At 70.0% G+C, this 14,293-nt stretch carries 10 protein-coding genes; 8 read left to right on the forward strand and 2 right to left on the reverse strand.

Going from position 1 to position 14,293, the window contains the following annotated elements; genetic code table 11:
- Nucleotides 1-114: 114 nt before the first annotated feature.
- Entirely contained in the window at nucleotides 115-1,437 is a 1,323-nt protein-coding gene (locus tag CEP50_RS00370; protein ID WP_106111909.1) for a DUF349 domain-containing protein, read from the reverse strand.
- 397 nt (nucleotides 1,438-1,834) lie between these two features.
- On the opposite strand from CEP50_RS00370, the gene CEP50_RS00375 reads away from it, so the two are divergent.
- From CEP50_RS00375 to CEP50_RS00395, 5 genes are all read left to right on the forward strand, one after another.
- Nucleotides 1,835-2,548, forward strand: coding sequence for a hypothetical protein (locus CEP50_RS00375; protein ID WP_106111910.1), 714 nt, complete (start codon nucleotides 1,835-1,837; stop codon nucleotides 2,546-2,548).
- A gap of 89 nt (nucleotides 2,549-2,637) precedes the next feature.
- Nucleotides 2,638-3,603, forward strand: a complete 966-nt coding sequence (miaA, locus tag CEP50_RS00380) for a tRNA (adenosine(37)-N6)-dimethylallyltransferase MiaA (protein WP_106111911.1) — start codon at nucleotides 2,638-2,640, stop codon at nucleotides 3,601-3,603.
- A gap of 9 nt (nucleotides 3,604-3,612) precedes the next feature.
- A complete protein-coding gene (gene dapF / locus CEP50_RS00385; RefSeq protein ID WP_106111912.1) occupies nucleotides 3,613-4,491 on the forward strand; it encodes a diaminopimelate epimerase in 879 nt (292 codons plus the stop codon).
- Nucleotides 4,492-4,519: 28 nt separating this feature from the next.
- Entirely contained in the window at nucleotides 4,520-6,115 is a 1,596-nt protein-coding gene (gene hflX, locus CEP50_RS00390; RefSeq protein ID WP_219905247.1) for a GTPase HflX, read from the forward strand.
- A gap of 28 nt (nucleotides 6,116-6,143) precedes the next feature.
- A complete protein-coding gene (locus CEP50_RS00395) occupies nucleotides 6,144-7,181 on the forward strand; it encodes a hypothetical protein (protein ID WP_258174615.1) in 1,038 nt (345 codons plus the stop codon).
- 27 nt (nucleotides 7,182-7,208) lie between these two features.
- Here the strand turns inward: CEP50_RS00395 and lexA are convergent, their stop codons facing one another.
- Nucleotides 7,209-7,916, reverse strand: coding sequence for a transcriptional repressor LexA (lexA, locus tag CEP50_RS00400; RefSeq protein WP_106111914.1), 708 nt, complete (start codon nucleotides 7,914-7,916; stop codon nucleotides 7,209-7,211).
- 723 nt (nucleotides 7,917-8,639) lie between these two features.
- Between lexA and nrdR the strand changes: the two genes are divergently transcribed.
- The 3 genes from nrdR (at nucleotide 8,640) to CEP50_RS00415 (ending at nucleotide 14,192) form a co-directional block, all read left to right on the forward strand.
- Nucleotides 8,640-9,182: a transcriptional regulator NrdR gene (gene nrdR / locus CEP50_RS00405; protein WP_106111915.1), complete on the forward strand. Its 543-nt coding sequence runs from the start codon at nucleotides 8,640-8,642 to the stop codon at nucleotides 9,180-9,182.
- Between the two features lie 160 nt (nucleotides 9,183-9,342).
- Complete coding sequence (locus CEP50_RS00410; protein WP_106111916.1) at nucleotides 9,343-12,168, forward strand: vitamin B12-dependent ribonucleotide reductase; 2,826 nt, start codon at nucleotides 9,343-9,345, stop codon at nucleotides 12,166-12,168.
- Between the two features lie 233 nt (nucleotides 12,169-12,401).
- Complete coding sequence (locus CEP50_RS00415) at nucleotides 12,402-14,192, forward strand: Xaa-Pro dipeptidyl-peptidase (RefSeq protein ID WP_106111917.1); 1,791 nt, start codon at nucleotides 12,402-12,404, stop codon at nucleotides 14,190-14,192.
- Nucleotides 14,193-14,293: the final 101 nt, after the last annotated feature.

The following is a 14,293-nucleotide window of genomic DNA, read 5'->3' on the forward strand; positions in this document are numbered from 1 at the left end:
TCCGCGGCGGGAAACCGACCTGCACGCGGTTCGAAAGCGGAATCCGTCGGGAACGTCCCCGCGTGACCGGCCGTATGGCCCGGGAAGTCCCCGTCCCGGGCCACGGCCCTCCGGTCACCGGTCGGTCAACGCGTTCTCCGCGGCGTTCAGCCACTCCCGCCACTGCCGAGCCTGCTGCTCGTACTGCTCGGCCCGTTTGCGGTCCCCCGCCGAGCGGGCCTTCTGTGCCTGCTGCTCGTACTGCTCGACACGTTCCCGGAACTGTTCCACCCGAGCCTGGGCCTCCGGGTCCGTCCGACGCCACTCGGTGTTGGCGGCCTCGCGCACCCGTTCGTTCACCGCGCGGAGCCTGCCCTCCAGCTCCTTGATCCGTTCCCGGGGGACCTTGCCGATCTCGTCCCAGCGCTGCTGAACGCGTTGCAGCTGCGCCTGGGCGGCGTTCAGGTCGACGCTCGGGTCGATCCGCTCGGCCTCGGCGAGCAGTTCCTCCTTCAGCCTGGCGTTCTCGGCGAACTCGGCGTCGCGTTCGGCGAAGGCCTCGGCCCTGCGGCCGAAGAACCTGTCCTGGGCCGCCCGGAACCGTTTCCACAGCGCCTCGTCGCTGTCCTTGGGGGCGCGTCCCACGGACTTCCACTCGGCCATGAGCTGCTTGTACCGCTCCGCCGTGGGGCCCCAGTCGGTGGACTCGGTCAGCGACTCCGCCTCGGCGACCAGCTCCTGCTTGCGTTCCTTCGCCGCGTTGCGCTGCCGGTCCAGTTCCGCGAAGTGGGAGCCGCGCCGGCGGTTGAACGCGTCCCTGGCCTTGGTGAACCGCTTCCACAGCGCGTCGTCGGTCTTGCGGTCCACCCCCTTGATGGTCTTCCACTCGTCCAGGATGGCCCGCAGCCTGTCGCCGGCGGCCTTCCAACTGGTGGACTCGGCCCCGATCTGCTCGGCCTCGGCGACCAGCGCCTCCTTGCGGGCCACCGCATCGGCGCGGGCCTTCTCCCGTTCCTGACGGGCCCGTTCCACCGCGTCCTCGGCCCGCGCGACCACGTGGTCCAGGCGCGCGGCCAGCGCGTCCACGTCGCCGACGACCGAGGCCTCGGGCAGTCCGTCCCGCAGGTGCCTGGCGTTGGACAGCGCCTGTTTGGGGTCTCCCGCCCCCGTCGAGATTCGGGTTTCGAGCAGTTCCACCTCGGTGCGCAGGTCGTCGAAACGCCGGGCGAAGTGGGCAAGACCCTCCTGCGGTTCGCCGGCCTGCCAGGCCCCGACGAAACGGTCCCCGGCCGAGGTGTGTACGTAGACCTGGCCCTCGGAGTCGATCCGGCCCCAGCGCGCCGGATCGCTGGAGGCGATCGGTACCGCGGGCGCGGCGCCACGTCCCGAGTCGCTCGTCGTCGAGTCCGCGGCCGCCGGTGCGTCGGCGGTGTTCGGCGTCGTGTCCTGGTCTGTCATGGCCGGCTTCCTCCTTCTGCCCGCTCAGGTGCTCGTGCCGGGCACGAGCGCCCCGCCTCGGCGGCGGGGCCGGCACGTGGCGGCACGTGTTCGGTGTGCCGCCGACGGCGTGTTCACACAGCCGGGCCGTGCGTCAACCAGTCCGCCACGCCGGGGCAGCGCGCGGTTCCGGGGCCGGTGCGCGAACCGGATGTTCCTTCCGCGGGAACGGCCGGTCCGGCTGTGGCCGACGACGCCCGGTGACAGCTCTTCCGGGAGAGTGTGCTCCCACCACGATATTGGACGGTACCTCCGCTGTGGAGGCAGGAATCCGTTCCCGTGTCCTTCCGGCGATTGTCCCCCGTGACCACCCGGGCCCGCCCGTCCCTCCACGGGGGCTCTACCGTTCGTCGGTGTGATGAGCCGTGTCGTCGTGGTCCCCCAACCGCCCCTGCTGGTTCCCCGGCTGACCGTGCGGGCCTCTCCCGAGGTGGCCGAGCTGCGCGACGCCTGCCGCCGCGCGGTCGCCCGGCTGGCCGAAGTGAGCGGGGACTGGCTCGCCCTCGGCGCCGACAGCGAGGTCACCGGGGAGTTGCCGCCCACCACGAGGGGCACTTTCGCCGGCTTCGGCGTCGACGTGCCCGTGAGTTTCGGGGCGGCGACGACGTCCTCCCCCGAGGAGAACCTCCCGCTTCCCGCGCTGGTGGGTGGATGGCTGCGGGAACAGGCCGGGGCGAACGGGATGCGGATGCGGCTGTTGGACGAGGCCGTCACCGCCGAACGGGCCCGTGATCTCGGCGCGGAACTGGCGGAGGCCGCGGACACGGACCGGACCGCGTTGCTGGTGCTCGCCGACGGTCCCCGCGAGTTCGGTGCCTACGGCAGGGAGGGCGATCCCGCCGGGGTCACCGCGCTGCTGCGCGCGGGACTGTCCGGTCCCGATCCGCGCAGTCTGGAGGAGCTGGAGGACCCGCCGGCGACCCGGTCCGGGGTACGGGGCGGGGCGGCACTGCGTGCGCTGGCCGGTCTGCTCGCCTCGGACGGGGGCCGCTGGGAGGCCGAACTGCTCTACTCGGCCGCGCCGTTCGGGGTGGGGTACCACGTGGCGGTGTGGAGCCGGTCGGGACGGTGATGAGCTCGCCGGCCGGAGACGAGCGGGGTTCGGGACGCGGGGTTCGCCGCCCGTGTCCCGAGGCTGCCTAGGCTGGAGGAGTGCCCACGATGATGCCGTGTCCTCTCGCCGTCGTCGGCCCCACCGCGACCGGAAAGTCCGAGCTGGCCCTGCGCCTCGCCGAACGGTGCGGTGGGGAGATCGTCAACGCCGACGCCATGCAGCTCTACCGGGGCATGGACATCGGCACGGCCAAGACGCCGCCCGAGCTGCGCCGGGGCGTCGCGCACCACCAGCTGGACGTGCTCGACGTCACCGAGAACGCCTCGGTGGCCGCCTACCAGCGGCAGGCCCGGGAGACCGTGGAGCGGTTGTTGCGGGAGGACGTGCCGCCGGTGATCGTCGGCGGTTCCGGCCTGTACGTGCAGGCGCTGCTGGACGAGCTGAACTTTCCCGGAACCGATCCCGCCGTGCGGGCCCGGTGGGAGGAACGGTTGCAGCTGTTCGGCAGCGCGCGACTGCACCGGGAGCTGGCCGAGCTGGATCCGCCCGCCGCCGAGTCCATCCCGCGTTCCAACGGGCGCCGGCTGGTGCGTGCCCTGGAGGTCATCGAGATCACCGGAAGACGGTTCTCCGCCAACCTGCCGGAGCCGGGACCGCCCCGTTACGGGACGGTGCTGGTCGGACTGGACCGTCCGGTGGCGGAACTGGACCGGCGGGTCAACAGGAGGGTCGCCGAGATGTTCGACGCCGGTCTGGTGACCGAGGTGCGCCGACTGGCGCGGGCCGGGCTGCGTCGCGGGCGCACGGCCTCCAGGGCGTTGGGCTACCAGCAGGTGCTCGCCGAACTGGACTCCTCCGCCGACATGAGCGGGGCCGCGGCGGAAACCGCGCGGTTGACCAGGAAGTTCGTTCGCAGGCAGCGTTCCTGGTTCCGGAGGGACAAGCGGATCCACTGGGTGCAGGCGGGTGCTTCGGACCTGGAGAACACGGTGCTGCGGCTGTGGGCGAGCGGCTGTTCGGGGGAACGGCTCCCGTCCGGTGAGCACGGTGGGGCGGGACCGTCCGGGGGATAGACTGGCCCGGTGCAGTCTTACACGGGACCGGAGTTCTTCAAGGGCCACGGCACCGAGAACGATTTCGTCGTGCTGCCCGATCCACGTGGTGAGCTGGAGCTGACCCCGGACAGGGTTCGGGCGTTGTGCGACCGCAGGCGTGGTCTGGGAGGCGACGGCGTGCTCCGGGTGGTGCCCACCGCTCTGCTGGACGAGCCGGCACCCGGTGACGTTCCGTCCGGCGCGTGGTTCATGGACTACCGCAACGCGGACGGCTCGGTGGCCGAGATGTGCGGCAACGGTGTGCGGGTGTTCGCGCGATACCTCGTCGAGGCGGGACTGGTTTCCGCCGGTGAGTTCGTGGTCGGCACCAGGGCGGGCGCGCGCACCGTGGGAGTGGGCCCGCAGGGACGGGTGACGGTGGACATGGGGGCCGCCGTCGTTCGCGGGCACTCCAGCGTGACCGTCGACGGCTACGCCATGTCGGCGCTGTCGGTGGACCTGGGAAACCCGCATCTGGTGTGTCTGACCGGGGAGGTCTCCGAGCTCGACCTGTCGGTGCGTCCGGGCTACGACCCCGAGCTCTTCCCCCAGGGGGTGAACATCGAGCTGGTCGAACCGCTCGACGGGGAACGGATCAGGATGCGGGTCTACGAACGCGGAGTGGGTGAGACCCGTTCCTGCGGCACCGGAACCGTGGCGGCTACGGCCGCCGTGGTGCGCGCCGCCGGGGAGGAGCGCGGCTCCCGGATCGTGCTGGTGCCCGGGGGTGTCGTCGAGGTCGAGGTCACCCCCGAGACGAGCACGCTCACCGGACCCGCCGAGCTGGTTGCGCACGGGCGGCTGGACGCCGCGTGGTGGAGCTGTCCCGAGGGGACCCCGTTGACCGTTTCGGGGGTCGATCGCTGAAAAGCGGTGGACGAACGTGCCATAATACATGGTGGTTGGGTCGTTTCCGACCTCCCCGTGTGGGAGGGGAACGGCGGACCGTGTTCGAACGAGCCACGAGCAGCTGAGTAAGGATTACTTGACAAACCGTTATTTCACCGAGGAGCGCTTCGGGGGTGGCCCGGAGCGGGGAACCGACACGGACAACGTCGACGGGCGCGTGAACGGCACGGCCGGGCACGTACCGGAGGGGGACGAACTCTCGGTCGGCGAGCTGGAACGGGCCGAACGTGCCTCGCTGCGGCGGGTCTCCGGGCTGTCCACCGAGCTTTCCGACATCACCGAGGTCGAGTACCGACGCCTGCGGCTGGAACGGGTCGTGCTCGTCGGGGTGTGGACCGAGGGGACTTCGGAACAGGCCGAGGCCTCGCTGGGGGAGCTGGCCCGGCTGGCCGAAACCGCCGGTTCCGAGGTGCTGGACGGGGTGGTCCAGCGCAGGAACCGCCCCGACCCCGCCACGTACGTGGGAGCGGGCAAGGTACGCGAACTTCGCGACATAGCCCTGGCAGCCGGTGCGGACACGGTGATCTGCGACGGCGAGTTGGCCCCGGGACAGCTGAGACAGCTGGAGGAGAAGCTCAAGCTCAAGGTCGTGGACCGCACGGCGCTGATCCTGGACATCTTCGCCCAGCACGCCAACTCCAAGGAGGGCAAGGCCCAGGTCGAGCTGGCCCAGTTGCAGTACTACCTGCCGCGACTGCGTGGCTGGGGTGACAAGATGTCCCGGCAGGCCGGTGGGCGTGCCGGTGGTGGTAACGGCGGTGTCGGTACCCGTGGTCCCGGTGAGACCAAGATGGAGACCGACCGCAGGCGGATCCACAAGCGGATCAGCAAGCTCCGCAAGGAACTCGCGGCGATGAGCACGATCCGCGAGACCAAGCGTTCCCGGCGCGTGGCGAACTCGGTGCCCTCGGTGGCCATCGCCGGCTACACCAACGCGGGCAAGTCGAGTCTGCTCAACGCCCTGACCGGTAACGGTCTGCTGGTGGAGGACTCGCTGTTCGCGACGTTGGATCCGGCCACCCGGCAGGCGCGGACCGTGGACGGCAGACCCTACACGCTCAGTGACACGGTCGGCTTCGTGCGTCACCTGCCCCACCAGCTCGTCGAGGCCTTCCGCTCCACCATCGAGGAGGTCACCAGAGCCGATCTGCTGCTGCACGTCGTGGACGGGGCGGACGCGGCCCCGCACGAGCAGGTGAGTGCCGTGCGGCAGGTCCTCTCCGAGATCGGTGCCGAGCAGGACTCGGCGGGACCTCCGGAGATCGTGGTGGTGAACAAGGCGGACGCCCTGGACGCCACCAAGTTCGCCCAGCTGCGAGGTCTGCTTCCCGAGGCGCTGTTCGTCTCGGCACGTTCCGGTGCCGGACTCGACGAGCTGCACGCCGCGATCGCGGAGTGGCTGCCCCGGCCGGAGGTGTACGTGGACGCCCTGGTGCCCTACACGCGAGGCGAACTCGTCTCCCGGGTGCACACCGAGGGGGAGCTGATGGAGCGGGAGCACACCGCCGAGGGCACCAGGCTGCGTGCCAAGGTGCGCACCGAGCTGGCGAACGCCCTCGAACCGTTCGCGACGACGGGGTGAGCGCGTCCCCGTGGGACGGGTCGCCCTCGTGCTCCTGGTTGTCACGACCTCGGTCCTCGCCGCAAGCGGGCGGGGAATCGCCCGTTCCGGGGAGGTGCCGGCCGCCGAAGCCGTGCCCACCAGGGTGCACTGCACACCCCGGGACGAGCGACTGAGCGAGTTGTCCGGCCTGGTCGCGGGGCCGGACGGCTGGTACGCCGTGCCGGACGGGGGCAGCCGGTTGCGGGTCTACGAGATGAGTCCTCGGGACTGCTCGGTCGTGGACTCGTACCACTGGAACGTGGACCCCTACGACGTGGAGGACCTGGCCCGCTCCCCGGACGGCAGGCTGTGGGTCGCCGACACGGGGGACAACAGCAGACGTCGGGACACGATCGCCGTGCACGTGGTCTCCCCGGAGGGTGGACCGGCTCGGCTCTACCGGATGCGTTACCCCGACGGTCCGCACGACGCGGAGGCGTTGCTGCTCGGACGGGACGGCGTTCCCCACGTGGTGACCAAGAACCCTTTCGGCACGGCCGGGGTCTACAGGCCCGTGGGGGAACTCGACGAACGGCGCCCGGTGGAGCTGGAACGTGTGACGACGCTGCGGTTGGAACCGACGGACACCCCGGGCGGCCCGGTGCCGAGTGCCTTCGGTTCTGTGGCGGTCACCGGGGCGGCGACGAGCGCCGAACACGAGGTCCTGGCGGTTCGCACCTACACGGAGGTGTACCTGTACCCGGTTTCCGGTGGTGTTGCGGAGACCCTCGCCCGTGATCCTCTGCGGATCCCGCTGCCGGGAGAACCCCAGGGGGAGGCGGTCGCGTTCACACCGGGAGGTGATCTGTTGTCGGCCTCGGAGCGGCTCGGGCCGGTGAACGTCGTCCCGAACGCCCTCGGTCTCGCCGACGGGCGGACGCGGGACTCCGGGATGGAGGGGGCGCGGGCTCCCCACGGTTCAGGCAGCTCCGCCGAAGACGGTGGACGAGCGGGGGAGCTCCTTCCCGGCAGGGCCGCCCTGGCGGTGGGGGTGCTCCTCGTCGTGCTGGGTGTGCTCTCGGCGGCCTCGCGGCGTCGCCGCTGAGGCCACCGGCTTCCGCCTCCGGCGTTCTCAGAGTCTGCGCAGCACCGCCACCACTTTGCCCAGGATGGTGGCCTCGTCGCCGAGGATGGGTTCGTAGCTGTCGTTGTGGGGCAGCAGCCAGACGTGCTCCTCGGTGCGTTTGAGGGTTTTGACCGTGGCTTCCCCCTCGATCATCGCGGCGACCACGTCGCCGTTCTCCGCGTCCGGTTGTTGGCGGACGGCCACCCAGTCACCGTCGGTGATGGCCAGGCCGGTCATGGAGTCCCCGACCACGCTCAGCAGGAAGAGCGGCCCCTCGCCCACGAGCTCCCGGGGGAGCGGGAGGACGTCCTCCACGGACTGTTCCGCGAGGACCGGCCCACCCGCCGCGATGCGTCCGAGGAGGGGGACACGGGCGGGCTCCTTCGGGGAGGGAGGTTCCGGCCCCCTCGGGGAGACTGTCTCGTCCAAGGTGGTCAGGACACCGACCGTGCGCGGGCGGTGCGGGTCGCGGCGCAGATACCCCCGGCGTTCGAGGGCGCGCAGCTGGTAGGCCACCGAGGAGGTGGAGGTCAGTCCCACGGCCTCGCCGATCTCCCGCACGCTCGGTGGGTATCCGTGCTCGTGCATCCAGTCGCGGACCGTGTCGAGTACGCGGCGCTGCCGGGAGGTGAGCTCGGTTCCGTCGGAGGGCTCCGTTCCGGAGTGTTCCACCTCGGAAGTGCCGGACGCGGAGGGATCGGGCGCGTGGTTCACCGTCGGAACCTCCTGTCCACCACTGTGCGCGAGCGCTGACCGGTTTCCACGGTAGACGGCCCGGGGGAGGAGATCAAACACCAGTTCGACGCCCCCGGAGCGTGCCGGGGATCCCCGCGCTGTCCCGCGGTCGGTCTCGCGGAGTGCGGGACCTCTCGCTCGTCCCAGCGGGTGCTCCCCGACACGGGCGTGGGACAGGGCCGCTGCGAACGGTCGTTGACAGTGCTGCTGACCTCGGGTTTTCCGTGTTCTTCGCGGTGGGGGACGCCTCGCCGCCTGCGGCGGTGGGCGCGGTATTTTTCGGGGGTCTCCAGCGTGCTCCGATCCCCCTCCCGTGTGTTCCGCCGGGTGGGTGGCGGGAGCCGCCGGAGGGGACTCCCGTGTGATCTCGGGTCGTCCCTCTCGCCTGTTCCGTGTGTGTCGGACAACCGGTGTGCCGTGTGTGCCTCGGGCGGTCGTCGCGTCGTTGTCGGCGGTTGGCCCCTCGCGTGCCGGTTGTTCGGCGAGTCGTCGGAACGCCGGACCCCGATTTGCTTAGGATGGGGCCGGGGGATACAGTCGACCACAACATCTAGTAGTTTCATTGATGTAATTAATCAACGGCTTGGGTATACTGCCCACAGGGTGGTTATTCGGGTCACATCGTGCCGACTGTCCGGCCGGCATCAGTGTTGCGTGATGCGCATCGGTGGTTGACCGATTGTGTCGAGAGGATGACTCGCGTTGCGATGTCCGTTCTGCCGGGGTGACGACTCCCGCGTCGTCGACTCGCGCGAGGTCGAGGAGGGGCAGTCCATTCGTCGCAGGCGTTCCTGCGCGGCGTGCGGTCGCAGGTTCACCACGGTGGAGGAACTGGTACTCACCGTGGTGAAGCGTTCGGGGGTGACCGAACCCTTCAGCCGCGACAAGGTCGTACGGGGGGTGCGTCGTGCCTGCCAGGGACGTCCGGTCCAGGAGGACGCCCTGCAACAGCTCGCGCACCGGGTGGAGGAGACGATCCGCTCCCTGGGAATGCCCGAAGTGCCGAGTCACGAGGTGGGGTTGGCGATCCTGGGACCCCTCCGGGACCTCGACGAGGTCGCCTACCTGCGCTTCGCGAGCGTGTACCGCTCGTTCACCTCCGTGGAGGACTTCGAGCGGGAGATCGCCGACCTGCGCGGCGGCAGCCCTGATGAGGTCACGTCCACCGCCGGCAACGCCGGGGCGGAACGGGTCGATACGGGGGACACCTCCGGAGCGGAGAACCAAGCGAGCACGAATGCCTAAACCGGGACGGGGTGCGGCACGCCGCCGGAACAGGGCGGCGAAACGCAAGAGGGCGGTCCACCAGGGGGGCGGGCCCGAGCAGCGGAAGACGCGACCGAGCCGGACGGGGAGCCCGGACGGTGGCACCAGGAGAGCGAGCGACGAGGGAGAGAGTCACGCCATGACAGAGACCGTCGGTAGTCCGGCCTCCGCAGGGGAGTCGGAGGCAGGAGCCCGTACGGAGGGGATCCGGGTCGAGCGTGTTTACACGACCGAGGGAGTGCACCCCTACGACGAGGTGAACTGGGAGCGTCGTGACGTCGTGATGACCAACTGGCGTGACGGCTCGGTGAACTTCGAGCAGCGTGACGTCGAGTTCCCGGACTTCTGGTCGGTGAACGCGGTCAACATCGTCACCAGCAAGTACTTCCGGGGTGCGCTCGGAACCCCCGAGCGCGAGAACAGTCTGCGGCAGCTCATCGACCGGGTGGTCAGGACCTACGTCCGCTCCGGGGTCGAACACGGCTACTTCGCCTCCGAGACGGACGCGGAGATCTTCGAGCACGAGCTGACCTACATGCTGCTGCACCAGGTGTTCAGCTTCAACTCGCCGGTGTGGTTCAACGTGGGCACCAGCTCCAAACAGCAGGTGTCGGCCTGCTTCATCCTCTCGGTCGACGACACCATGGAGTCGATCCTCGACTGGTACAAGGAAGAGGGGCTGATCTTCAAGGGCGGCTCCGGGGCGGGCCTGAACCTCTCCCGCATCCGCTCCTCCAAGGAACTGCTGTCCTCCGGCGGAACCGCGTCGGGACCGGTCTCGTTCATGCGCGGGGCCGACGCCTCGGCCGGCACCATCAAGTCCGGAGGGGCCACCCGCCGGGCGGCCAAGATGGTCGTGCTCGACGTCGACCACCCCGACGTCGAGGAGTTCATCGAGACCAAGGCCCGGGAGGAACACAAGATCCGCGCGCTGCGCGACGCCGGGTTCGACGTGGACCTCGGTGGCTCCGACATGGTCTCGGTGCAGTACCAGAACGCGAACAACTCGGTGCGCGTCAGCGACGAGTTCATGCGCGCGGTGGAGAGCGACGGGCAGTTCTCCCTGCGGGCGCGGACCGACGGCTCGGTCACCGACACCGTCCGGGCCAGGGACGTGTTCAACAGGATGGCCAGGGCGGCCTGGGAGTGCGCCGACCCGGGCATCCAGTACGACGACACCATCAACGACTGGCACACCAGTCCGGAGTCCGGCAGGATCACCGCCTCGAACCCGTGCTCGGAGTACCTGCACCTGGACAACTCCAGCTGCAACCTCGCCTCGCTGAACCTGATGAAGTTCCTGCGCGAGGACCTGACCTTCGACGCGGACCTGTTCCGGCGCACCGTCGAGATCGTGATCACCGCGATGGACATCTCGATCTGCTTCGCCGACTTCCCGACCGAGGCGATCGGACGCACCACGCGGGACTTCCGCCAGCTCGGAATCGGCTACGCCAATCTCGGTGCGCTGCTGATGGCCACCGGCCACGCCTACGACTCCGACGGCGGACGCGCACTGGCCGCCTCGATCACCTCGCTGATGACCGGGGCCGCCTACAAGCGTTCGGCCGAGTTGGCCGGGGCCGTGGGACCCTACGCGGGCTACGCGCGCAACGCCGAGTCCCACCAGCGCGTGATGCGCAAGCACGCGGCCGCCAACGACCTGGTGCGCACCTACCACCGCAACGACACCGACATCCACGATCTGGCCACCCAGGTGTGGCAGGAGGGGCTGGAGATCGGTGCGCGGCACGGCTGGCGCAACGCCCAGGCCTCGGTGCTGGCCCCCACCGGCACCATCGGTCTGATGATGGACTGCGACACCACCGGCGTGGAACCGGACCTGGCACTGGTCAAGTTCAAGAAGCTGGTCGGTGGCGGCTCGATGCAGATCGTCAACCGCACGGTGCCCCGCGCGCTGCGGGCACTGGGGTATCCGGACGAGCAGGCCGAGGCCATCATCGAGTACATCGCCGAGCACGGTCACGTGGTGGACGCCCCCGGCCTGCGGCCGGAGCACTACGAGGTGTTCGACTGCGCCATGGGCGAGCGCTCGATCGCCCCGATGGGGCACGTGCGCATGATGGCCGCTGTGCAGCCCTTCCTGTCCGGGTCGATCTCCAAGACCGTGAACATGCCCGAGCACGCCACGGTCGAGGACGTCCAGGAGATCTACTTCGAGGGATGGCGCCTCGGCCTCAAGGCACTGGCCATCTACCGGGACAACTGCAAGGTCGGCCAGCCGCTGTCGGCGGGCAACGGCGACAAGGAACGGGGTGAGCAGCAGGCCGGCAAGGAGATCGAGTACCGCCCGGTCCGCAAGCGGCTGCCCAAGAAGCGTCCGAGCCAGACGATCTCGTTCACCGTCGGTGGCGCCGAGGGCTACCTGCACGCGGGCTCCTACCCGGACGACGGGCTCGGCGAGATCTTCATCAAGCTCGGCAAGCAGGGCTCCACACTGGCCGGTGTGATGGACGCCTTCTCCATGTCCATCTCGGTCGGTCTGCAGTACGGCATTCCGTTGGAGTTCTACGTCTCCAAGTTCCAGAACGTGCGCTTCGAGCCCGCCGGCATGACCGACGACCCCGACGTGCGCATGGCCAGCAGCGTGCTGGACTACCTGTTCCGCAGGCTCGCGCTGGACCACCTGCCCTACGAGAAGCGGGCCCAGCTGGGGATCTTCACCGCAGCCGAACGTACCGAGCAGGTCAACGGTGCCGACGTGAGCCAGGAGCAGAACGAGCTGGACTCGATGCGTGAGTCGGTCGAGCACTCCGCGCAGCCCAGGCCCGTGGTGCAGCATCCCGGCGACGACACCGAGGCGGGAAGTTCCACCGAGCTGCTGGAGCTGAAACTGGGCAAGGCGGCCGACGCGCCGCTGTGCATGACCTGCGGCACCAAGATGCGTCCCTCCGGTTCGTGCTACCTCTGCGAGGGCTGCGGAGCGACCTCGGGCTGCAGCTGAGGCGCGGCTTCGGCGCCGTGTGCGGCGGAGCCGCGCACGGGTGCCCGGAGGAACGGGGGTCGGCACGGCCGGCCCCCGTTTTTCGGTCTCTCCCCGTCGTCGCGTCGGGCCGTGACCGTCCCCGGCGGGTTTTCGAACACGCCGTGTCCGAAAGCCGCCGCGCGGTGTCGTTGACACGGGTGTGCCGACTGGCAGGCTGCTGATCGTCCGTCAACATCCGATCAGGAGTCTTCATGTGGCGAGCGCGAACCGCTCTTCTCTCCGCCGTGATCGCCCTGCCGCTGCTCGGTGTTCCCCCGGCCGGTGCCGAACCGGAACCGCCCGCGCCCGTGATCGAGGACGGGGCCGCACAGCCGGTGTTCGACCCGTCCGAAGCGGTGCGTGAGGACCTGTTCGTGACGGCCGACGTGGACAGCGACCACGACGGCCGTGACGACAGGGTGCACGTCCAGGTGGTTCGTCCCGGAGAGACGGAACGGGGGATGCGTGTTCCCGTCGTCTACCGGGCCAGCCCCTACTTCGCCGGCGGCAACCCGGTCACCAACCACGACGTGGACCGGGAGCTGTACGTGCCCGACGGGATCGACGCCCGTGCGTGGGGCGGCGGGCGGAGCTCCCCGCGGTCCTCGGAGGCCGCGATCGACTGGGCGTACCAGCGTTTCCTGCTGGCGAGGGGATACGCCGTCGTCTATGCCGAGTCGTTGGGCAGTGGATCCTCGGAGGGGTGCCCCACCTCGGGTGGGCGCAACGAGACCCTCGGGGCCAAGTCCGTGGTCGACTGGCTGAACGGCCGGGCCCCGGGGCACGACGTGGACGGCGGGCCGGTCCGTGCGGACTGGTCCACGGGTCGGGTCGCGATGATGGGGGTCTCCTACAACGGCACACTGCCGAACGCCGTGGCCACCACGGGCGTGGAGGGCCTGGAGACGATCGTGCCCATCGGGGCCATCTCCAGCTGGTACGACTACTACCGGGCGGACGGTGCCGTGGTCGCACCGGGCGGCTACCAGGGTGAGGACACCGACGTCCTGGCGGAGTACGTGCACACCAACGGCCGGGACTGCGAGCGGGCGCTGGAGCGCCTCCGGCGGGAACAGGACCGGCTGACCGGGGACTACAACGCGTTCTGGGAGGAACGCGACTACCTCGACGACGTGGACGGGGTCCGGGCCTCGGTGCTGTCGGTGCACGGGCTCGACGACTGGAACGTCAAGACGAAGCAGGCGGCGCAGTGGTACCGCGCCCTGCGGGAGCAGGGCGTGCAGCACCGGATCTGGTGGCACCAGCAGGGGCACCGCGACCCGATCGACATTCGTGGGCGGCAGTGGCTGCGGACGTTGAACCGGTGGTTCACCCACTACCTGCACGGGGTGGACAACGGGGTCACCACCGAGCCGCCGGTGACGATCCAGCGTGCCGACGGCAGCTGGCACCGGGAACGGCAGTGGCCGGCTCCCGGTGCCAGGAAGACACGCCTGACCCCCACACCGGGCGGACGGGAACGGGGTGGTCTGACTCCCACCGGGCCGGTTCCCCGGGGAGTGGTGGAGAGCCTGCGTGACGACCCCAGCAGGAAAGCCGAGGAGCTGGCACGTGCACGGCGTTCCCCCCACCGGCTGTCCTACTTCACCGACGGGGTCCCCAGGCCGGTGCGGATCAGCGGAACGGTACGGGCCCGGCTGGCCCTGTCCTTCGACAGCCCGGCGGCCAACGTGACCGCGATGCTGGTCGACCGTGCCCCCGACGGTTCGGTCGAACCGATCACCCGTGGGTGGACCGATCCGCAGAACCGTGGGTCCCGGCAGCGTACGGTCCCGGTCGAACCGGGCGAGCGCTACCGGATCACCGTGGAGATGATGCCGGACGACCACGTGCTTCCGAGGGGGCACGAGCTCGGACTGGTCGTGCTCTCCAGTGATCACGACTACACCCTGCGCCCCACCGCGGGCACCGAGCTGAACCTCGACCTGGCGCGGAGCCGGTTGGTGGTTCCCGCCGTGGCCGGACGAGGGGTGTTCCGGTAGGAAACCGCCCGCCCGTGCCCGGGGTTCCGCGCACCCCGGGCACGGGCGGGACCGCCGAGTTCTCCACGTGGTCCCGAGCTGTCCACCACCACCTCGATCGC

Source organism: Actinopolyspora mortivallis (genome assembly GCF_003001495.1).
Classification (GTDB): domain Bacteria; phylum Actinomycetota; class Actinomycetes; order Mycobacteriales; family Pseudonocardiaceae; genus Actinopolyspora; species Actinopolyspora mortivallis_A.

Bases quoted from the DNA above. Each gene is read 5' to 3' on its own strand.
- CEP50_RS00415 (WP_106111917.1), top strand. From the start codon at position 12,402: ATGTGGCGAGCGCGAACCGCTCTTCTCTCCGCCGTGATCGCCCTGCCG.
- CEP50_RS00375 (WP_106111910.1), top strand. From the start codon at position 1,835: ATGAGCCGTGTCGTCGTGGTCCCCCAACCGCCCCTGCTGGTTCCCCGG.
- CEP50_RS00410 (WP_106111916.1), top strand. From the start codon at position 9,343: ATGACAGAGACCGTCGGTAGTCCGGCCTCCGCAGGGGAGTCGGAGGCA.
- miaA (WP_106111911.1), top strand. From the start codon at position 2,638: ATGATGCCGTGTCCTCTCGCCGTCGTCGGCCCCACCGCGACCGGAAAG.
- CEP50_RS00370 (WP_106111909.1), bottom strand. From the start codon at position 1,437: ATGACAGACCAGGACACGACGCCGAACACCGCCGACGCACCGGCGGCC.
- hflX (WP_219905247.1), top strand. From the start codon at position 4,520: ATGGTGGTTGGGTCGTTTCCGACCTCCCCGTGTGGGAGGGGAACGGCG.